This window comes from Levilactobacillus paucivorans (assembly GCF_001437125.1).
Classification (GTDB): domain Bacteria; phylum Bacillota; class Bacilli; order Lactobacillales; family Lactobacillaceae; genus Levilactobacillus; species Levilactobacillus paucivorans.
This window is the reverse complement of sequence record NZ_JQCA01000030.1, coordinates 1-19,474: the sequence shown is the minus strand read 5'-3', so window position 1 is coordinate 19,474 and position 19,474 is coordinate 1. Positions and strand designations below refer to the sequence as shown.

The 19,474-nt window shown below is 51.7% G+C and carries 21 protein-coding genes, 1 other RNA gene and 1 pseudogene; 20 read left to right on the top strand and 3 right to left on the bottom strand.

Features of this window, described 5'->3' with window-relative positions; genetic code table 11:
- The first annotated feature begins 17 nt into the window (after positions 1–17).
- The 3 genes from IV54_RS02585 (at position 18) to IV54_RS02575 (ending at position 3,680) form a co-directional block, all read left to right on the top strand.
- Positions 18–1,637 carry an alpha-L-rhamnosidase-related protein gene (locus IV54_RS02585; protein WP_057877839.1) on the top strand — a complete coding sequence of 540 codons (1,620 nt, stop codon included), beginning with the start codon at positions 18–20 and terminating at the stop codon, positions 1,635–1,637.
- On the top strand, positions 1,609–2,898 hold the full coding sequence (locus IV54_RS02580) for an MFS transporter (RefSeq protein WP_057877838.1): 1,290 nt from the start codon (positions 1,609–1,611) through the stop codon (positions 2,896–2,898). The genes IV54_RS02585 and IV54_RS02580 overlap by 29 nt, the downstream gene beginning before the upstream one ends.
- A 134-nt stretch (positions 2,899–3,032) precedes the next feature.
- Positions 3,033–3,680 (top strand): Vat family streptogramin A O-acetyltransferase, encoded by a 648-nt coding sequence (locus IV54_RS02575; RefSeq protein WP_057877837.1) that lies wholly within the window; start codon positions 3,033–3,035, stop codon positions 3,678–3,680.
- Between the two features lie 74 nt (positions 3,681–3,754).
- Here IV54_RS02575 and nrdF read toward each other — a convergent pair whose 3' ends face one another.
- From nrdF to nrdH, 3 genes are all read right to left on the bottom strand, one after another.
- The gene (gene nrdF / locus IV54_RS02570) at positions 3,755–4,750 is read right to left on the bottom strand and encodes a class 1b ribonucleoside-diphosphate reductase subunit beta (RefSeq protein ID WP_057877836.1); all 996 of its coding nucleotides are present in this window, start codon (positions 4,748–4,750) and stop codon (positions 3,755–3,757) included.
- Between the two features lie 89 nt (positions 4,751–4,839).
- A complete protein-coding gene (gene nrdE / locus IV54_RS02565; RefSeq protein ID WP_057877835.1) occupies positions 4,840–7,005 on the bottom strand; it encodes a class 1b ribonucleoside-diphosphate reductase subunit alpha in 2,166 nt (721 codons plus the stop codon).
- Between the two features lie 109 nt (positions 7,006–7,114).
- Positions 7,115–7,342: a glutaredoxin-like protein NrdH gene (gene nrdH, locus IV54_RS02560; RefSeq protein ID WP_057877834.1), complete on the bottom strand. Its 228-nt coding sequence runs from the start codon at positions 7,340–7,342 to the stop codon at positions 7,115–7,117.
- A gap of 201 nt (positions 7,343–7,543) precedes the next feature.
- Between nrdH and IV54_RS02555 the strand changes: the two are divergent.
- The 17 genes and pseudogenes from IV54_RS02555 (at position 7,544) to IV54_RS02480 (ending at position 19,442) form a co-directional block, all read left to right on the top strand.
- Positions 7,544–8,147, top strand: a pseudogene (locus IV54_RS02555) (class I SAM-dependent methyltransferase).
- 27 nt (positions 8,148–8,174) lie between these two features.
- Entirely contained in the window at positions 8,175–8,696 is a 522-nt protein-coding gene (gene tadA / locus IV54_RS02550) for a tRNA adenosine(34) deaminase TadA (protein WP_057877833.1), read from the top strand.
- A 53-nt stretch (positions 8,697–8,749) separates the two neighbouring features.
- An RNA gene (gene ffs / locus IV54_RS11455) (signal recognition particle sRNA small type) lies at positions 8,750–8,836 on the top strand.
- Positions 8,837–9,071: 235 nt separating this feature from the next.
- Positions 9,072–10,817: a DNA polymerase III subunit gamma/tau gene (gene dnaX, locus IV54_RS02545; RefSeq protein ID WP_057877832.1), complete on the top strand. Its 1,746-nt coding sequence runs from the start codon at positions 9,072–9,074 to the stop codon at positions 10,815–10,817.
- 20 nt (positions 10,818–10,837) lie between these two features.
- On the top strand, positions 10,838–11,155 hold the full coding sequence (locus IV54_RS02540; RefSeq protein WP_057877831.1) for a YbaB/EbfC family nucleoid-associated protein: 318 nt from the start codon (positions 10,838–10,840) through the stop codon (positions 11,153–11,155).
- A gap of 21 nt (positions 11,156–11,176) precedes the next feature.
- Positions 11,177–11,776 (top strand): recombination mediator RecR, encoded by a 600-nt coding sequence (recR, locus tag IV54_RS02535; RefSeq protein ID WP_057877830.1) that lies wholly within the window; start codon positions 11,177–11,179, stop codon positions 11,774–11,776.
- 11 nt (positions 11,777–11,787) lie between these two features.
- Positions 11,788–12,039, top strand: a complete 252-nt coding sequence (locus tag IV54_RS02530; protein WP_057877829.1) for a YaaL family protein — start codon at positions 11,788–11,790, stop codon at positions 12,037–12,039.
- A gap of 172 nt (positions 12,040–12,211) precedes the next feature.
- Entirely contained in the window at positions 12,212–12,856 is a 645-nt protein-coding gene (gene tmk, locus IV54_RS02525) for a dTMP kinase (RefSeq protein WP_338034226.1), read from the top strand.
- Between the two features lie 26 nt (positions 12,857–12,882).
- Complete coding sequence (locus IV54_RS02520; RefSeq protein WP_057877827.1) at positions 12,883–13,212, top strand: cyclic-di-AMP receptor; 330 nt, start codon at positions 12,883–12,885, stop codon at positions 13,210–13,212.
- Between the two features lie 9 nt (positions 13,213–13,221).
- Complete coding sequence (gene holB / locus IV54_RS02515) at positions 13,222–14,238, top strand: DNA polymerase III subunit delta' (protein WP_057877826.1); 1,017 nt, start codon at positions 13,222–13,224, stop codon at positions 14,236–14,238.
- 27 nt (positions 14,239–14,265) lie between these two features.
- Positions 14,266–14,604 (top strand): DNA replication initiation control protein YabA, encoded by a 339-nt coding sequence (locus IV54_RS02510; protein WP_057877825.1) that lies wholly within the window; start codon positions 14,266–14,268, stop codon positions 14,602–14,604.
- Between the two features lie 14 nt (positions 14,605–14,618).
- The gene (gene rsmI, locus IV54_RS02505) at positions 14,619–15,500 is read left to right on the top strand and encodes a 16S rRNA (cytidine(1402)-2'-O)-methyltransferase (RefSeq protein ID WP_057877824.1); all 882 of its coding nucleotides are present in this window, start codon (positions 14,619–14,621) and stop codon (positions 15,498–15,500) included.
- A gap of 5 nt (positions 15,501–15,505) precedes the next feature.
- The gene (locus tag IV54_RS02500; RefSeq protein ID WP_057877823.1) at positions 15,506–16,246 is read left to right on the top strand and encodes an acyl-[acyl-carrier-protein] thioesterase; all 741 of its coding nucleotides are present in this window, start codon (positions 15,506–15,508) and stop codon (positions 16,244–16,246) included.
- A gap of 202 nt (positions 16,247–16,448) precedes the next feature.
- Positions 16,449–17,171 (top strand): tRNA (adenosine(37)-N6)-threonylcarbamoyltransferase complex dimerization subunit type 1 TsaB, encoded by a 723-nt coding sequence (gene tsaB, locus IV54_RS02495; RefSeq protein ID WP_057877822.1) that lies wholly within the window; start codon positions 16,449–16,451, stop codon positions 17,169–17,171.
- Positions 17,155–17,748, top strand: coding sequence for a ribosomal protein S18-alanine N-acetyltransferase (gene rimI, locus IV54_RS02490; RefSeq protein ID WP_057877821.1), 594 nt, complete (start codon positions 17,155–17,157; stop codon positions 17,746–17,748). Before tsaB ends, rimI begins: the two co-directional genes overlap by 17 nt.
- 51 nt (positions 17,749–17,799) lie before the next feature.
- The gene (gene tsaD, locus IV54_RS02485; RefSeq protein ID WP_057877820.1) at positions 17,800–18,843 is read left to right on the top strand and encodes a tRNA (adenosine(37)-N6)-threonylcarbamoyltransferase complex transferase subunit TsaD; all 1,044 of its coding nucleotides are present in this window, start codon (positions 17,800–17,802) and stop codon (positions 18,841–18,843) included.
- Between the two features lie 29 nt (positions 18,844–18,872).
- Positions 18,873–19,442: a DNA glycosylase AlkZ-like family protein gene (locus IV54_RS02480; protein WP_057877819.1), complete on the top strand. Its 570-nt coding sequence runs from the start codon at positions 18,873–18,875 to the stop codon at positions 19,440–19,442.
- Positions 19,443–19,474: the final 32 nt, after the last annotated feature.

Sequence of the window (19,474 nt, the reverse complement as noted above, 5' to 3'; positions counted from 1 at the left end):
AGAAAGAGAGTGACAAAATGGCTTTTACATTTCAAGTAAACGATGAAGTTAAATTCAAGCATGATGAGGCCTTGCTGGCCAAGTCGCAAGGGTTCAAGCCAACCCTCAAGCACCACGTCGTGACGCCGACGGCTCTCGTCGCGTTGGACCGCCAGCCTAAATTGTTGGGTGGGTACGGTGTGAAGAAGGTTGCCGAGGTTTCGGATCTGGTTAATCAGCCGTTGAAACGTGATGGCCGGATTATCCTCGATTTCGGGGAACACTGTGTCGGTAAGTTCAGTATTAACGCTACCGCCACGGGGTCACCTATGGATGCGCCCCTGTTCTGCCGGATTCGCTTTGCCGAAATGCCGGTTGAATTGAGTTACAACAGTGCCGACTATGACGGGTGGCTCAGCAAGTCTTGGATTCAAGAGGAAACACTTCACTTGGACCAATTGCCAGCTACGATCGATTTACCGCGGCGTTACAGTTTCCGGTACGTGGAAATCACTGTTCTCGATACCTCGCCAAAGTGGCAAGTCGTCTTCGACCAGCCCCAAGTGATCACGCAGTCCTCAGTGGATGCGCGTCAGGTGACGGTTCCCAAACTGGCCGATCCGATGTTAAAGCGGATCTATCAGGTGGGCTTAAAGACCCTGGAAGACTGTATGCAAGAGGTCTTCGAAGACGGCCCCAAGCGGGATCGCCGGTTATGGATTGGGGACTTGCGGTTACAGGCCTTAGCGGACTACGCCACATTTGGCAATACCGATATTATCAAGCGTTGCCTGTATCTGTTCGGGGCCATGCCGGCTGAGGATGGCCGTGTGGTAGCCAACGTCTTCACACAGCCCAAGGATGTGCCGGATGACACGTTCCTCTTCGACTACAGTTTGTTCTTCATTTCAATTCTCAGTGATTACGAAAATTATGACGCGGACGATCAGTTGTTAACGGATCTGTATCCCGTTGCCAAGAAACAAATGGACGTGGCCTTAGCTAAGGTTGACGACCAAGGGCAACTTCAATTGTCCGATGATTATCCAGTCTTTGTCGACTGGTCCAATGATTTCGATAAGACGACTGCTGGGCAGGCCGTGATGATCTACGCCTTACGGCAATTCATCCAGTTGGCTCACCAAGCCCAAGATGATCAGGTTGACCGTTATCAGGCAGCGTTAGATCAGTTGCTTAACTTCGCGCAGGCCCAATTGTTTGATAGCGACCAAGGACTCTTTGTTTCGGGTCCTAAGCGTGAAGTCAACATTGCCAGTCAAGCCTGGATGGTCTTGGCCCAAGTCATGGATGATGCCACGAACAAGGCTATCATGCAAAAGACGGTGGCCCAGCTCTTCCCAGTTACGGGGATTGCGACGCCATACATGTATCATCACATCACGGAAGCCCTGTTTGAAGCCGGTTTAACTGACGATGCTATTGCCCTCATGAAGCATTACTGGGGTGGCATGATCACGTTGGGCGCCGACACCTACTGGGAAGCCTACGATCCAAACCAGCAAGACTACTCACCGTATGGCAGTCCACTGCTTAACAGCTACTGTCATGCATGGAGTTGTACGCCGGTCTACTTGATTCAGAAGTATCTTATTAAGGGAGGCCTGAAGAATGCCAAACGAGAAAGTGACGCTCAGTAGAGATAGTAAGCTCCTGATTTTTATCGCAGGGGTTGCATCCTACCTGGATGCCGCCCTACTGGTCAGCTTGGGGGTTGCTTTGCCTATCTGGGCCAAGTACCTGGGCCTGAACAGTTGGACGATCGGGTTCCTGAGTACCATGCTGACGGTGGCAGTGGCCATTGGATCCTTCGCCGGTGGCTGGTTATCCGATAAATTTGGTCGGGTCACGGTCTTCAACGTCGACATCTTCTTTGTCTTCGTGGGATCGGCGATCGTGGCGTTTGCGGGTAACCTGCCATTGCTGGTCGTGGGCGTCTTCATTGCGGGGCTAGCCTCCGGGGCCGACCTACCAACGTCATTGGCCGTGGTTTCCGAACGAATGAACAAGCAAACGTACGGGCGGGCCATTTCCGCCACGCAGATCTTCTGGACGGTCGGGATTCTCCTGTCTCAGTTTATCGGGTTTATTACCGCGAACTCGGGGATGGGAAGCATCATGGCACTGTTCGGTTGGATTGCCTTAGTCGCCCTGTTAAATTGGTCCGTGCGGGTCTTCTCCGGTAAATTCAAGGATATTGAAGCCAACCTGGCCTCATCCGTTCAGTCGGATGAGGGGGATGAGGCACCGGAAAAGAAGGTCAAACTAGGGACCTTCTTGAAGACGAGTGGGGCGTTAGTTCCCTTCATCTTACTCACGGTGTTCTACCTGTTCTGGAACCTGCCAGCCAACACCTGGGGGTCATTCGTGAATTACTTCCTGGTGACGGTCGATGGCCGGAGCCAGATGTTCTCCACGGGGGCCGCGTTAGTGGCTAACCTGTTCTGCTTGTTGATTAATGTGATTTATCTGAAAATTTCTGACTCGAAATACCGTTACCCTGCGATGTATGTGGGGATTGCGGTGGCCCTGGTATCCTTCGTGGTTGCCGGTCTCTTCAGTAGTCAGTGGCAAGTCTTCACAGTGGTTTACATCTTCTATTCTGGAAGTACGGTTCTCTGTGGGGAAGCCCTCTACAAGATTTGGAGTCAGACCCTCTATCCCGTCAACATGCGGGCCACGATGACCGGATTCTCATACGGCCTCGTGCGGGTGGTCACGGCGATCTTTGCCTTGGCAACCCCAACCCTGATGGGTGTTTCAGCTAGTCTATTGTTGTGGATTATGGTGGGTTGTACGGTGGTCTTCGGGTTCAGTGCCATTACCGTTGTCCGCTACATCAAGCGGCACCACATCACGGATGCAACGCTGGAAGCCAATCAGAAACAAGTTACGGAATAAGGTATCAGCAATATTGAGAGGTTGTGCCACAGGCATAGCCTCTCTTCTTTTGCCAAATTTGCATGGTTCTCAGTGACTTGTGTATGGTGCGTCCGCCAGGTAAACTAAGGATAAATAACCAGGGAGGTCATACGATGACAATTCCAGACGCACAAGCCATTCATCCCAATCCAGCCATTGGTGAAATGGTATTTTTGAAGAATGTGGTTCACCGTCCCAATATCTTGGTTGGAGACTACACCTACTATGATGATCCAGTTGATCCGTTGGCATTCGAACAACACGTCACCCATCACTATGAATTTCTGGGGGATCGCCTGATCATTGGTAAGTTCTGTGCCATTGCTCGGGGGATTGAATTTATCATGAACGGTGCCAACCATGCCATGGCGGGGATGACAACGTATCCCTTTAATATTTTGGGTGGCGATTGGCAACAATTCACGCCGACCTTGAGTGACTTGCCCCTTAAGGGCGACACCGTGGTGGGCAACGATGTCTGGTTCGGTCAGAACGTCACGGTACTTCCCGGCGTTCAGATTGGTGATGGGGCCATCGTGGGGGCCAATAGTGTGGTAACCCAAGACGTTGCCCCGTATACGATTGTCGGTGGTAATCCGGCTAAACTGATTCGGCCACGGTTTGAACCGGCCGTTGTTGCGGCTCTAGAACGCCTGGCGTGGTGGGATCGAGATCCCGATTGGATCACAGCACATATTCCAACGTTGGTCCAGCAATCCGTGACAGTGAGTGCTGTCGAGAACCTTCTGAAACAGGTGTGAAACTAAACGGATCTAAAAATGCAGTGGCCTGAGTCCCCAAACGGGGAACTTGGACCACTGCATTTTTCAGCTACTTATTTGGTTGGATCTTCTGGATCGTCAGGTTCCCCAATGTTGTAGTCACTATCGTTCATGGCTTCAACGTTACCTAACAAATAACCGTTCCCCACTTGGGAGAAGAAGTCATGGTTGGCGGTAGAAGTGGAAATCCCGTTCATGACGATCGGGTTCACATCCTCGGCCGTGTCAGGGAAGAGGGGATCTTGACCCAAGTTCATCAGGGCCTTGTTGGCGTTGTAACGGATGAAGGTGAGGACTTGTTCCGTCCAGCCAACTTGGTCGTACATCAGGTGCGTGTACTTTTCTTCGTTAGCGTACAACTTGTAGAGGAAGTCGTACATCCAATCCTTCATTTGTTGTTGTTCGTTGTCAGTGAGTTCCTTCATACCGAGCTGGAACTTGTAACCGATGTAAGTTCCGTGGACGGATTCGTCTCGCAGGATCAGCTTGATGATTTCCGCCACGTTAGGCAACTTGTTGTGGCCTAAGTAGTAGAGCGGGGTAAAGAACCCCGAGTAGAACAAGAACGTTTCCAGAAAGACACTGGAGATCTTCTTCTTTAAGGGATGCTCGTCATCGTGGTACAGGTCATAGATCCGCTTGGTCTTGTTCTGTAAGAATTCTTCGGAATCACTCCATTGGAAGATTTCGTCGATTTCGTCCGGTGTGTTCAACGTGGAGAAAATTGTGGAATAACTCTTGGCGTGAACGGATTCCATGAATTGGATGTTGTTTAAGACCGCGGTCTCGTGAGGCGTCCGGACGTCTCTTCTCAGGGCGGCCATCCCATCTTGGGACTGCAGGGTGTCTAACAGCGTTAGGCCCCCGAAAACATGACCCACGACCCATTGGTGGTCGGTATCCAGTGTCCGCCAGTCATCCAGGTCATTGGAGACCGGGATCCGGGTGTCTAACCAAAATTGTTCCGTTAATTTTTCCCAGGTTGCTTTGTCGATTTCGTCAGAAACCGCGTTCCAGTTAATGGCGTTATAATTTTCAATTCTTGCCATGCTACCACTCCTTTGATTTAGAGATTAGTTTGCGTTAACTTGCCCGCACTGCGGCGGCCAGGTGAGGGACGTGCCAAGTTACCAATTTGCTAGATAACACAGCTTTCACATTGGTTGGCACCGACTTCACCATTGTCGTCGGTGAAGGTCCGCACGTAGTAGATCGACTTGATGCCTTTACGGTGGGCGTAGTTCCGCAGAATACTCAGGTCCCGCGTGGTCATCTTGTCGGTCCGACCATTCTTCCATTCGTAGAGGCCTTCAGGTAAGGTTGAACGCATGAAGAGGGTCAAGCTCATCCCTTGGTCCACATGTTTCTGGGCAGCGGCGTAAACGTCGATCACCCGGCGCATGTCGGTATCGTAGGCTGACTTGTAGTAAGGCATGGTGTCATTGCTGAGGTATGGGGCTGGGTAATATATCTTCCCGATCTTCTTTTCTTGGCGTTCTTCGATCCGGTTGATAATTGGATGGAGGCTGGCCGTGGTGTCGTTGATGTAGGAGATGGACCCGTTAGGCGCAACAGCCATGCGGTTTTGATGGTAGAGACCATCTTGCATGACAGCAGTCTTCAGCTCGGCCCAGTCTTCAGGTGAAGGTAACCAGACGTTGGCAAAGAGGTCTTGAACCTTGGCCGACGTTGGCCGCCAGTCTTTTTCGGTGTAGCGGTCGAAGTAAGTGCCGTCGGCGTAAGTACTCTTGTCGAAATTGTGGAACGTTTCGTGCCGTTCCTTGGCAATCTCGTTTGAGGCCTTCAACGTCCAGTAGTTCAGTAGCATGAAGTACGCGCTGGTAAAGGCAATACTGTCCTTGGAACCGTACATCATTTGATTTTTGGCAAAGTAGCTGTGCAGACCCATGGCGCCTAAGCCAATGGTGTGACCGAGTCGATTGCCCTTTTGAATGGAAGGCACGACGTCGATGTCAGAGTGATCGGTCACAAAGGTAAGGGCGCGGACCATGGTTTCAACGGAGTGGCCGAAGTCAGGAGAGGTCATCAGGTTGACAATGTTGGTGGACCCGAGGTTACAAGAGATATCGGTTCCCAGCACGTCATATTCTTGCTTGTTGTTGACGCGCGAAGGTGTCTGAACCTGCATGATTTCGGAACAAAGATTACTCATCACGATGCGGCCGTCGATGGGACTTTCTCGGTTGGCCGTGTCGATGTTGACGATGTAAGGGTAGCCGGATTCCTGCTGGAGTTTGCCAATTTCGGTTTCTAGCTCACGGGCCTTCAGTCTCTTCTTACGGATGTCGGGATTGGCGACCATGTTGTCGTATTCGCTGGTGATGTCGACGTAGGCAAATGGCTTGCCGTAGATGCGTTCGACGTCGTAGGGACTGAAGAGGTACATGTCGGCATCCTGTTCACAGAGTTCATAGAATTTATCGGGAACGGTGACACCGAGTGAGAGGGTCTTCAGCCGAATCTTTTCGTCGGCATTTTCCTTCTTAGCACTCAGAAAGGCTACAATGTCGGGATGGAAGACGCTGAGATAGACCACCCCGGCCCCTTGCCGCTGTCCCAATTGGTTGGAATAAGAGAAGCTGTCTTCGAGTAACTTCATGACCGGAACGACCCCAGAGGCCGCACCGTCGATGTGCTTGATCGGATCGCCAGCGCCTCGTAGGTTGGACAGGCTGATCCCAACCCCACCACCGATACGTGAGAGCTGCAGGGCAGAGTTAATCGTCCGGCCGATTGTATTCATGTCATCGGTTGATTGGATTAAGAAACAAGAGACGAGCTCACCGCGCCGAGATCGGCCCGCACTTAAGAAGCTAGGCGTAGCGGGTTGGTAACGTTGGTGGATGATTTCATCGGCTAGGTCATGGGCTAACTGCTGGTCACCCTCGGCGAAGTCCAGCGCATTCATTGCCACCCGGTCAATGAAGTTTTCCAGGTAGTAATCGTTGTCATCGGTCTTCAAGGCGTACTGCGCATAGAACTTGTAGGCGGCCATGAAGGACTTGAAATGAAAGTCTTGGTCTTTGAGGTAAGCGTAGAGGTCTTCGACAAATTCGAAGGGGTACTGGTTAATCACCTTGGCTTCGATATAGTTGTTGTCGATTAAGAAGTCGAACCGGTCACGCAAGGAATCGAAACGCTTGGTGTTGGGACCGACATTTTCCTTTAGGAAGGCGTGGAGGGCTTCCTGATCCTTGTTAAGTGGGATCTGTCCGTCGACGGGGATGTTAATTTCATTGTTTAAATCATAGTAAGTCACATTACCTAAGTCTTTTAAGCTCATCCTAATCATCTCTTCCTTCATTTAAAAATGACTCATCTAAAACCAAATAAAAATGGCGCCACCGTGAACAAACACGACGTCGCCGAGACGGGTTTGTGTCTAACTTAAATTAGCCCGCAATCTTCGTCAATTGGTCTGGCCGGAAGCCATAAAAGGCTGGTACGCCAGGTGCTTCCACAACTGGGACCGCTTGGAAACCGTGATCCTTCAGGTAGGAAACGTATTCTGGATTCTGAGAGATGTTGTGTTCCTCAAATTCCACGTTGTGTTCGCTGAGGAAACGCTTTGTCATCTTGCATTGCATGCAGTCGTTCTTGGAGTAAACTGTTACTTTCATTGTTGCCACATCCCTTAAATTTAAATATCAATGAGTTAAGTGTACACCAGATATTGAAAAATTCAATCAAAAAAAGTACCACATTTAGTAGTTGGATCATACAATAACCACTAAATATGGTACTCCTGGACTTATTTTTTATTTTTCTTGGTTTCCACCAAACATGTAAGGTAAAATAGGCACTGAAGGTGGTGGAGAGTTTTGACTAATCATTATTATACACAAAATCCAGACGTTTTACACGAAGAACATCACTGGCCCTACACGTTGCTAGGCAACGAATTGTTGTTTACCACCGACAACGGTGTCTTTTCAAAGAACCGGGTGGACTACGGTTCACGCGTGCTCTTGGAGGCATTTAATGCCGAGAAGACGCCGGCTGGTGCGTGGTTGGACCTGGGAACGGGCTACGGTCCGATCGGCTTGGCCCTCGCTAAAAAGTGGCCAGATCGTGAAATTACCATGGTTGACGTTAATGAGTTGGCCTTACAATTAGCCCGGCAAAATGCCACGGCCAATCAGATTGAAAACGTGACAATCAAGACGTCAGATATTTATAGTGATATCACGGAACAATACGCGGCGATCGTGACGAATCCGCCGGTACGTGCCGGTAAGAACGTTGTCACGGCGATGCTCACCCAGGCCAAGGATCATCTCCTACCCGGGGGGCACGTTGACCGTCGTCTTGCAGAAAAAGCAGGGGGCACCGTCCGCTGAAAAAAATATGGCGGCTACGTTTGGCAACTGCGAAATCATTAAAAAAGATAAAGGGTACTACATTCTAGAAAGTACGTTGCGCTAATCGATTGCTGTCGAAAGGAGGGATTGGATGCGCGAAACGTCCTATTCACCTCATCAGCGTTTATATATGGAAGAAGCCTTGTTTGAAGCCGACCAAGCGGCCTTGATTGGTGAGGTCCCGATTGGCGCTGTGATCGTCCATGACGGCCAGATTGTTGGTCGGGGACATAACCTACGGGAACATGGGAACGATGCCACGTTGCACGCCGAGGTGCGCGCGATCGAGGAAGCCTGTGCGACGCTTAAGAGCTGGCGGCTCAATGACTGCCAACTCTACGTCACAATTGAACCCTGTCTCATGTGTAGCGGGGCCATTGTCAACGCCCGGATTCCCGAAGTCTTCTATGGTGCTCGTGACCCAAAGGCTGGTGCCGTCGATAGCCTTTACCAGACGCTTACCGATGACCGGTTAAACCATGTCGTTACGGTCCACGAAGGCCTCTTGGCTAAGTCAGCCGGAGAACGCATGGTGACGTTCTTTAGAGCCGCGCGCAAGCGCCAGAAGGCGGCAAAGAAGGCGCGGCGTGCCGCTCAGACGCCAGAAAATTAACAAGTGGCTAGACAGGCCCAACGGTTCATGATACACTGAGTATTGCCGTAAAGGCCTTGGAGCAAGGGTGACCTTACGAATTGTGTCAGGTCCGGAAGGAAGCAGCACTAAGTTTGCGCCGCTTTGTGCTTCAAGTTTATGAGCTAATTCAAACTCCTAGTCGATGACTGGGAGTTTTTTCATGGATAAAAATATTTGCGCGCAAACGGGTTGCAGTAAGTCCCATTAGCCCGGCCGTTGTCGTCGGGATCGATGACGATCAGAGATTAATTTACTGTAAATCCGGGCCAACAACCCGTGACAGCGAGCGGGTAAAAAGGCTATAATTATGAACAGCGAATTTAACGGATTTTCCTGAAGAAAGGGACGGATTGCATGGCTTATCAAGCACTTTATCGGGTCTGGCGCCCGCAACGGTTCGACGACATGATTGGGCAAGAGGTCATTACCCGCACGCTTAAGAATGCCATCACAACCAACCAAATTAGCCACGCTTATCTCTTTGCGGGGCCCCGGGGGACCGGGAAGACCTCGGCAGCGAAGATTTTTGCCAAGGCCATCAATTGTCATCACCAAGTGGATGGCGAACCCTGCAATGAATGTGAGACCTGTAAGGCCATCACGGATGGCACGTTGAATGACGTGATCGAGATCGATGCGGCCTCCAACAACGGGGTCGAAGAGATTCGGGATATCCGTGACAAGGTGAAGTATGCGCCAACGGTGGCCGACTACAAGGTCTACATCATTGATGAAGTTCATATGCTGTCTACCGGGGCCTTTAACGCCTTATTGAAAACGTTGGAAGAACCACCGGCCAATGTGATTTTCATCCTGGCTACGACGGAACCTCACAAGATTCCCGCGACGATTATCTCCCGGACGCAACGCTTTGATTTCAAACGCATTGCGGCCAATGATAGTTATCAACGGATGATTTATATTTTAAAGCAAAAGGACGTTACCTATGACGACCAGGCGATCAAGGTGATTGCCAAGGCCGCCGAAGGGGGGATGCGGGATGCACTGAGCATTTTGGATCAGGCGTTATCCTTCGGGGATAATGAGATTACCCTGGACAATGCCCTCCTGGTGACCGGGAGCGTGACACACGAGCTGCTGGCGACCTATGTCCAGCAAGTCATTGCTGGTGACACCAAAGCCGGATTGGCGAGCTTACAGTCGGTCCTAGAGGCCGGGAAGGATGCCGAGCGTTTTACCGAAGACATTATCGGCTATACCCGCGACCTCCTGTTGTATCAACAAGCTCCTAAGATGGTCGAAGAGGCCGAAATGGGCAGTGTTAGCGAGGCCTTTCAACAACTGGCCGCGGCCACATCGGCGCAGACCATGTACGCCATGATTAATGAATTAAATTCGATTCAACAACAGATGCGGTTTACGACCCACCCAGACGTTTATCTCGAAATTCTCACAATTAAATTAGCCGAGATTGGCCACCAGAAGGGGCAAGCCCCCGTTGCCACTGCGTCGACTGCTCAACCGGTAGCGGCCGCACCAGCCAGTGCTAATCAACCCGGCATGGCCGACCTACAACGTGAGATTCAGCAGTTACGTTCGGCAGTTAAACATCTGGAAGACGCCCCCGCGGGACAACCCGGCAAGGCTTCTTCCGGGACACCGCGGGTAAAGGCCGCCGTCAAGCAAGAGGTTAATCTGGCGAAGATTAATCCTGTGCTGGGGACTGCGACTCGCGAGAAACTGAACCAGCTCCAAGAGGTCTGGCCAGATATTCTGAACAGCTTAAACGTGGCCCAACGTGCGGTCATGAAGGCTTCACAGCCGGTTGCGGCGGCGGATTCGGGGGTTATTGTGGCCTTCGACTTCTCCTTCTTCTTCCAGCGGGCAACCCTGGATCGCGAGCTCACGGATGCCTTGGAGAATGGCCTGGATCGCATGATTGGGACGGCGTTACCCGTCGTCTTCGTGCCCAAGGACCAGTGGCCACGAATTCGTAAGAGCTATCTAGCCGCGCACAAAGCGCAACTCCAGGCGAACTCACCCGAGGATCAACAGTCAGAAAAGCCGGCTGAGAATCCGGTAGTGACGAAGGCTGAGGAGCTTTTCGGTAAATCAATTGTGGATATTAAGCAAGATTAAATTTCGAAAGGATGATTAAGATGCGGAACATGGGTAATATGGGAAACATGATGAAACAGATGCGGCAAATGCAAAAGAAGATGGCGGAGGATCAAGCCAATTTGAACGCCCAATCCTTCACGGGAACTTCACCAGACGACTTGGTACAGGCTACCTTTACCGGTGACCGGAAGATGACTGACCTGACGATCAAGCCAGAAGCCATCGATCCCGATGACCCTGATATGTTAGCTGACCTGGTCTTGGCTGCCGTTAACGAAGCGATTGCCAAGGTTGATGAAAGCACCCAACAAACGATGGGCAAATACACCCAAGGGTTGAACATCCCCGGGATGTAATCCAGAAAGGACGTTGTGACTATGCAGTACCCAGAACCTATTGCGCAGTTGATCGATAGCTACATGAAGCTCCCGGGGATTGGCCAGAAGTCGGCGACCCGGTTGGCTTTCTTTACGATTGATATGGCAGAGGATGATGTCACGGCGTTTTCAAAGGCGCTCGTCGCGGCCAAACGCGACCTTCACTTTTGCTCGATCTGTGGCAATATCACTGAGAGTGATCCCTGTGTCATCTGTACGGACAAGACCCGTGACCAGAGTCATGTGTTGGTGGTCGAACAAGCCAAGGACATCATGGTGATGGAAAAGATGAAGGAATATCATGGCTTATACCACGTCCTTCAAGGGGTCATGTCACCCATCGAAGGCAAGGGCCCAGAAGATCTGAACATTGCCAGTCTGATCAACCGTTTACAAAAGAATCCTTCTATTAAAGAAGTTATTATTGCCACCAATGCCACCCCTGAGGGGGAAGCAACGGCGATGTACCTGTCTCGGCTGATTAAACCAGCCGGAATCAAGGTAACGCGCCTGGCCCACGGGTTGTCAGTGGGGAGTGACATCGAATATGCTGACGAAATGACCCTGTTTAAGGCCGTTGAAGGCCGCACAGAGATGTAGGAGGTCCGCAGATGTTTGGAAGAAAGAAACGCCAATTACCCCGGTTAAAAGCCGCGTATGACGATCAGCTATTAGTGACCATCGACGACGCCAAGGATCGGTGGGACCATGCGAAGCAGACGGAAGAGGCCATTGCCGATGCGGATAACGAGATGACGGCGAACACCGCTCTCGCCCGGCAGACCTACCTGTTCTTGTACCGTGAAGCTCGTCGGCGTCAGGTTAAAGGTAAACAAATTTCCGCCGCAGTCTTTCGAGATTAGTGGCAGCAGAAGGGACGGGCAGGCGGCTGGTTGCAGCATAATGGCCCGTTTTTTTGTGGCCTGGCTCATCGGTGTTTGATTTGATCGGTTACCCTGAGAAGGTACCGTTGCAAATAGACATCAATTCTGAATTCAAGTACAATGTAACTATCAATAAAAAATGGGGTCGAGCATCTTGTCAGGAACTTTTATTAGCTTTGAAGGCCCGGATGGTGCTGGGAAAACCAGTGCTTTACGCGCTATTACCGCCCAGATTATGGACGGATTGGGTGACCAATTGGTGATCACCAGAGAACCAGGTGGCAATCCAATTTCCGAAAGTATTCGATCCATCATTTTAGACCGAGCGAATACCGCGATGGATTATCGCACCGAGGCCCTGCTGTATGCGGCAGCACGGCGTCAACACTTAGCTCAGACAATTTTACCGGCACTTGAAGCTGACCAACTGGTGCTCTGTGACCGTTACGTGGATAGTTCCATTGCGTATCAGGGTGCCGGCCGCCAGATTGGCGAAGACGCCGTGGCCGAAATGAATCAGTTTGCCACGGATGGGTTACTTCCCGATCTGACCATCTATTTCGACGTGCCGGCCGAGGTCGGATTGCGGCGAATTCAAGCCCACCGGCAAGCGGATCAGGTCGACCGACTGGATGTCGAGAAGACAGCCTTTCACGATCGTGTGCGAGCAGCCTATCTCCGACTTCAAGCGGCCGATCCGGACCGTATTAAACGCATCGACGCTACTCAGGAACCCGCTAAGGTGGTTGAGCAGGCGTTGACCTTGATTAAGCAAACTGCACCGCGCTACTTCTAACCGGTGGTTAAGGGAGGACTCTCACTATGAAATTACTGATTGCTATCGTCCAAGATAAGGACGCAAACCGTTTAAGCAATGAATTTATCGATCACGATATTCGGGCTACCCGACTCTCCACCACCGGTGGCTTTCTGAAGTCTGGTAATACTACCTTCATGATTGGGGTGGAAGACGACCGGGTCGACGAAGTTCTGGCGATGATCAAGGACGCCAGTCACACGCGTCAACAGTTCATGACGCCACCAGTTAATCTCGATGCCCAGCTCGACAGTACGTCGTCCTATCCGGTTGAGGTTCAGGTCGGTGGGGCAACGGTCTTTGTGATGCCAGTTGACCAGTTCCATCAATTTTAGGAGGGCCACATGACTGAAGATAGTCTAGTGGCACGGGTCAAACGCCTACAACCACAGCTTTTAGCGCATTTTATGACGTTGATTTCGGAGAACCGGCTGGCACACGCCTACCTCTTTAATGGGGCCGATGGCACGGGTCGCCAGGACTTGGCTCGGCTGATTGCCATGCGTCTCTTTTGCCAAAACGTGACGCCAGAGGGGCTACCGTGTGAGACCTGTTCTGAATGCCGCCGTATCATGGCCGGGGACCATCCCGACGTGGTGACGGTTGTGCCGGATGGCCAACGCATCAAGGTGGATCAGGTTCGTTATCTGAAGTCCGAATTCAGTAAGAGTGCGGTTGAAGGTAACCAGAAGATCTTCATTGTCGACCAGGTCGATCGGATGACGACCGGGGCCGCCAACAGCCTTTTAAAATTCATTGAAGAACCCGTGGGCAACACGGTAGCCTTGCTCCTGACGGCTAATAAGAACTTGCTTTTGCCAACGATTTTGTCGCGGACCCAGATTGTTGATCTGTTACGGGTGGCTCCGACCGCTCTGAGCGATGAGCTGGCTAAGGTGGGGGTCGTTCCCAGCCAGCGCTATCTCTTGTCGACGTTGACCGAGAGTGTGGCCACCGCCCAGGAACTTATCGAAAATGACTGGCTCAAGACGGCTCAACAGAACGTGGGCCAGTGGCTTCAGGCTTGTGCCGCAGGGGATGAACGGGCCTTCGTGCGGGTTCAGACCGAACTGGTGCCCTTAGCTAGCAACCGCGATCAACAGGGCCTCGTGCTCGACATGGTGGTTCAGGCCTGGCATGATGTGTTGCGTCAACAGACCCAGGTCGTGGCGGATTCGGAGTTGGCCTTTCCGCAAGTTGCCAAGGTGAGTCGGGAGTTAGCCCAACGTTTGTCGGTCGATCAACTGGTGGCGATTCTCACTTTGACGTTGGCGACGCGTGGCCAACTAACTGGTAATCTTAATTTTCAAGGTATTCTTGAGGCATTAACGTTGAAAATATTGGGGCAAGTTCCCCGATAAATTTGTCAGAATTGGAGGGGTTGCAACTTGGAAAAACAAGAAATTTACGATCAATTTAAGAGCCTAGAAGATCAGTTGCAGGAGATGCTCGTCCAATTTACTGACCTGCAAACGGAGATGACTAAGGTCTTCGAACAGAACGCGGAATTAGGGATTGAAAATCAGCATCTCCGTGACCTGGTTCGTGAATTACAGCGAACGTTACCACAGGATCCCGAAACCCAGCAGGGACTGTCGAAATCGCGCCAAATTCTTGAAAAATTGTATGAGGAAGGCTTTCACGTCTGCCGAGAGTTCTACGGAACCCGCCGCAAGCAAGACGAGGAATGTGCCTTTTGTTTAGAAGTTATCTATCGTGACCAGTAGGAGGTTCGCACCGCATGGAACGTCAACGAAGTTTTAAGACCGCACCTAGCGGCCGTTTGTACCTGGTGCCAACGCCAATTGGAAATCTGGACGACATGACCTTTCGCGCCGTCAAGACGTTGAAAGACGTCGACCTCATCGCGGCCGAAGACACGCGTAATACCCAGAAACTTTTAAATCATTTTGAAATTACAACGAAACAAATTAGTTTTCACGAGCACAACACACAGGAGCGGATTCCACAACTGATTGCCAAACTCCAAGCGGGCATGCAGATTGCCCAAGTCAGTGATGCGGGGATGCCGTCAATCTCGGATCCCGGTCATGAACTGGTCAATGCCTGTATCGACGCGCATATCCCAGTCGCGCCGCTTCCCGGAGCCAATGCTGGATTGACGGCATTGATCGCCTCTGGTTTAGCGCCACAGCCCTTTTATTTCTATGGCTTTTTGGATCGGAAACCTAAGGATCAACGCGCCGAGATTGACGGGTTGGCGCAACGTGAGGAAACGCTGATCTTTTATGAGGCCCCGCATCGTCTGAAGAAAACCTTACAAAATTTGGCCGATGGTATGGGGGCTGACAGATCAGCCGTCCTGTGTCGCGAACTGACGAAACGTTACGAAGAGTTCTTAAGAGGAACGTTACAAGAGCTAGCCGACTGGGCCGCCACGGATACTGTCCGCGGGGAATTTGTCGTCCTAGTGGGGGGCAATCCCGCCCCAACAGTGACCGCTACGACTGCAGTCGATCTAAGCGAACCCATCGAGGTTCAAGTCGACCGGTTAATCGCCGCCGGTGACAAGCCGAATGCCGCCATCAAGGAAGTGGCTAACCTCCGCGGCTTGAAGAAACAAGAGGTCTACCGGACCTATCATCATTTAGATAAGGAGTGACCTGTGTGGCCGCACAACAATTTAGCGAGAAACACCGTGTCGTCTACTATGAAGGAGACGATACGGGTCACCTAACCGTCGCCATGTTAATTAATCTCTTCGTCCTGGTATCCAAGGATCAGAGTGATGCCTTGGGCTGGACGAGCGATCGCGTCCACGGACTCGGTGTGGGGTGGGTTGTGACCCAGTACCACATTCAGATTGACCGCTTACCAGTGGTTAATGAGGCCGTGACCGTGAAAACCAGAGCGACGGCTTATAATCGTTACTTTGCCTACCGGGAATATTGGCTGGTTGACCAGGATGGCAATCAACTTGCTTATGGCGAAGGCATCTGGGTCACCATGAGTTACGCCACCCGGAAGATTGCCACGATTCCAACTGAACTCATGGGGCCTTACGAGAGTGAATTGGTCAGTCGAATTCCGCGGTTACCGCGGCCTAGTCGCTTAGACCACAGTCTGTCCGCTCAATTGAAGCCTTACACAGTCCGTTACTTTGACATCGACGGGAATGGCCATGTCAACAACGCCCACTACTTCGACTGGATGCTAGATACCTTACCAGCGGATTGGTTACGGCAGCATCAGGCGCGAGACATTCGCATTCGTTTTGAAAATGAGGTTCAGTATGGGCATCAAGTCTTGAGTACGGCCGTGATGTCTAGCGCCCACGCCACAACCCACGAGGTTAAGGTCGGCGCGACGGTGGCAGTTCAGGCCGCGATCAACTGGCAAGATCGATAAAAGTCTAACGATCAAGCGGAGAAGGTGCCCTCAGCGGATCTTTGTGGTAGTATAGTTAACTGATATGAACAGTCATTTAGAAACCGTAACTGGGTAGCCAAGATGAAGCGGTGGCCGTTAACCAGCCGCCGCTTTTGCCGTCTCATTTCATGAGTGCGGGTACCGGCATAACCAAACACATCAAAGGGGACCCTAAATAAACATGAAGATTTTAGCAATTGATACGTCTAACCGACCACTGAGTGTGGCCGTGTTGGATGACTCGAACGTGCTGGCCGCCATCACGGTGACCGTTCATCAGAAACACGCCGAGTATTTATTACCAGAAATTGAACGGCTCCTCGCCATGGCCGAACTGAAGCCAACCGATCTCGATCGGGTCGTCGTGGCCGCGGGTCCGGGTTCCTACACGGGAATTCGAATCGCTGTAACGACAGCCAAGACACTGGCCGCAACCCTCAATATTGAGTTAGTGGCTGTCTCCAGTCTGGCCACCTTGGCAGCTAACGTGCCGGTTGAGGGCGCCCTGGTGGCACCTTTGTTCGATGCGCGGAACCAAAACGTTTTCGCTGGGCTGTACCGGATCAAGGATGGCGTTCCCGTTTCTGAGATTGCGGATGCCCACACGAACGTCACGACTTATTTAGAAGCTATCAATGAATATGGGGAGCCCGTCTGGTTCTTAGGTGACGCTAGCCACTTCTCTGAGCTCATTGACACCACCATCTCGGCCGCAACACCGAGCGTGAGTGTCTGGATGAACTTACCGCAGGCGGCGACGATTGGCCTGTTGGGTCGTCACGAGATACCCGTAAAGAACGTGGATCAGTTCGTGCCTAACTATCTACGATTGACGCAAGCTGAAGCCGAATGGCGTGCCAAGAACCCAGAAGAGGATACCGGATCATATGTTGAAAAAATTTAAGAGTTGGTATAAAAATGTATTTGGAAGTCGGCGTGAGCTCGTGCGCGAGGAAGCCATGGATGTGAAGAATCACCGCGTAGAAATTCGTGATGAAACGTACTTCGTGGCCAAGGCTTTATTCACCGACATCCCCGAGATGATTGAAATCGAACGCGCCGTTTATTCCGGTCAAGCGCCGTGGGATTCGACGGCGTTCGCCAACAAATTACGGCGTGAGAAGGATCGGCTCTACCTGGTTATTCGGAAGAACGATCGCTTACTGGCCTTTATCGGCAGTACGTTTGACGAGCATGAGCAAGATGCCCACATCACGAACATTGCTGTGTTGCCGGAGTTTCAGGCTCATGGCTTAGGGCGTTTTCTCTTGAGCGTCATGATTAAGAAGGCTAAGAAGTTGAACTACCGGACTGTGAGTCTGGAAGTTCGGGTATCCAATAAGAGTGCCCAACGCCTGTACCGGGATCTGGACTTTGAACAGACTGGAATCAAGCGCGGTTACTACTTTGGTGATCATGAAGATGCCGCGGATATGGTGTTATACCTACCGAAGGCTGAAGAAGAGTCACGTGAGGCGTAACGGGATGGCGCACAGCCGCCCGTTTTTTACGGTTTCAGGCATGAAGAGGGAGTGAGTCCAACGGAAAAGCGAACTTTAATTTTAGCGTTTGAATCGAGTTGTGACGAGACGAGTGTGGCCGTTATTGAGGACGGTCATAAGATTCTGTCAAACGTTGTCGCAACCCAAATTAAGAGTCATCAACGTTTTGGCGGCGTCGTTCCTGAAGTGGCGAGCCGCCACCATATTGAAGAGATTACGATTTGTATCAAAGATGCCTTACAAGAGGCCCAGGTCGGTTATGACGACCTGGATGCCGTGGCCGTGACGTACGGGCCCGGCCTGGTTGGGGCATTATTGATCGGGGTTACCGCGGCTAAGACGGTGGCCTTTGCCCACAGTCTGCCCCTGATTCCCATCAACCACATGGCCGGGCACATCTACGCCGCGCGCTACGTGGAACCTATCGAATTTCCAGCGATGGCCTTGTTGGTTTCTGGTGGGCATACCGAACTGGTTTATATGCCCGCCGAGAACCAATTTGAAATCATCGGTGAGACACGCGATGACGCTGCCGGCGAAGCCTATGACAAGGTTGGCCGTGTCATGGGGGTCAACTACCCAGCCGGGAAGACCGTTGACCAGTGGGCTCACGAGGGACATGACACGTTCAATTTTCCTCGGGCCATGGAGAGGGACGATAACCTCGACTTTAGCTTCAGTGGGTTGAAGAGTGCCTTCATCAACACGACTCATCACGCCGATCAGATTGGCGAGACTTTGAGCAAACAAGACCTGTCCGCCAGCTTCCAACAAGCGGTCGTGGATGTGTTGGCCGAAAAGACCCAGCACGCCTTGGCTGATTACCCTGTAAAGCAACTGATCTTGGCCGGTGGGGTGGCTGCGAACCAAGGGCTACGCGAACGATTGGAACGGGACTTGGCGCATAACCCAACGACCCATCTGGTTAAGGCGCCCCTGAAGTTATGTGGCGATAATGCCGCCATGATTGGGGCCTTTGCCTACGTGGCTTACCAACACGGGGTCTTTGCCGATGCTACGTTGAACGCCGATCCAAGTCTTGAATTTGACTGGGCGCCAGATTCTGCTAAATAATAAAGTAACTTAATCGAGGAGGACGTCTCATGAATCGAGCCGAATTGTTTGCCACCCGTCTGTTTCGACAGGGGATGTTAACAACGCACGCCGATTTGGAGACGGCCTTTTTGCGTTCTGTTGGTTTTCAGGCGCAGAACCAACGCGCCGCGGAACTTAATGTGGCCTTGCAGACGGGGGTGTCGCACACGGCATTGCTGGCTTTTTATCGGAAGCAGGGGATTGTCCGGTCCTGGGCCCAACGCTGGACCATTCAGTTGTTGACGCCAGCCGATCTGCGAGTCATTGTCTCGGCTCGGCAACAAGAGCGCTTACCCAAGGCCTACTTCTTGGGGGTCGAGGACCACGTCAAGGCGGCTGCCACTGAACTGGACCGGCTGTTACAAACAGTTGGGTCCTTGAATCGCGCGGCCGCAACCAAACAGTTACAGGCAACCTTCTCTTGGTATGCCGATCGGCCTAAGAATTTTGACTATGCGGTCTTACAGGTTCTGACGGCGCAAGGTCGGTTACAGATGTTGCCAACTGCGTCAACTCAAGATTGGCAGCTTGTCACGCCAGGCACGGTTAGACTCTTAGAAGCTGTCCAAGATCTATGATTTTTGATATACTTCTATGTAAAAAGCGAGTT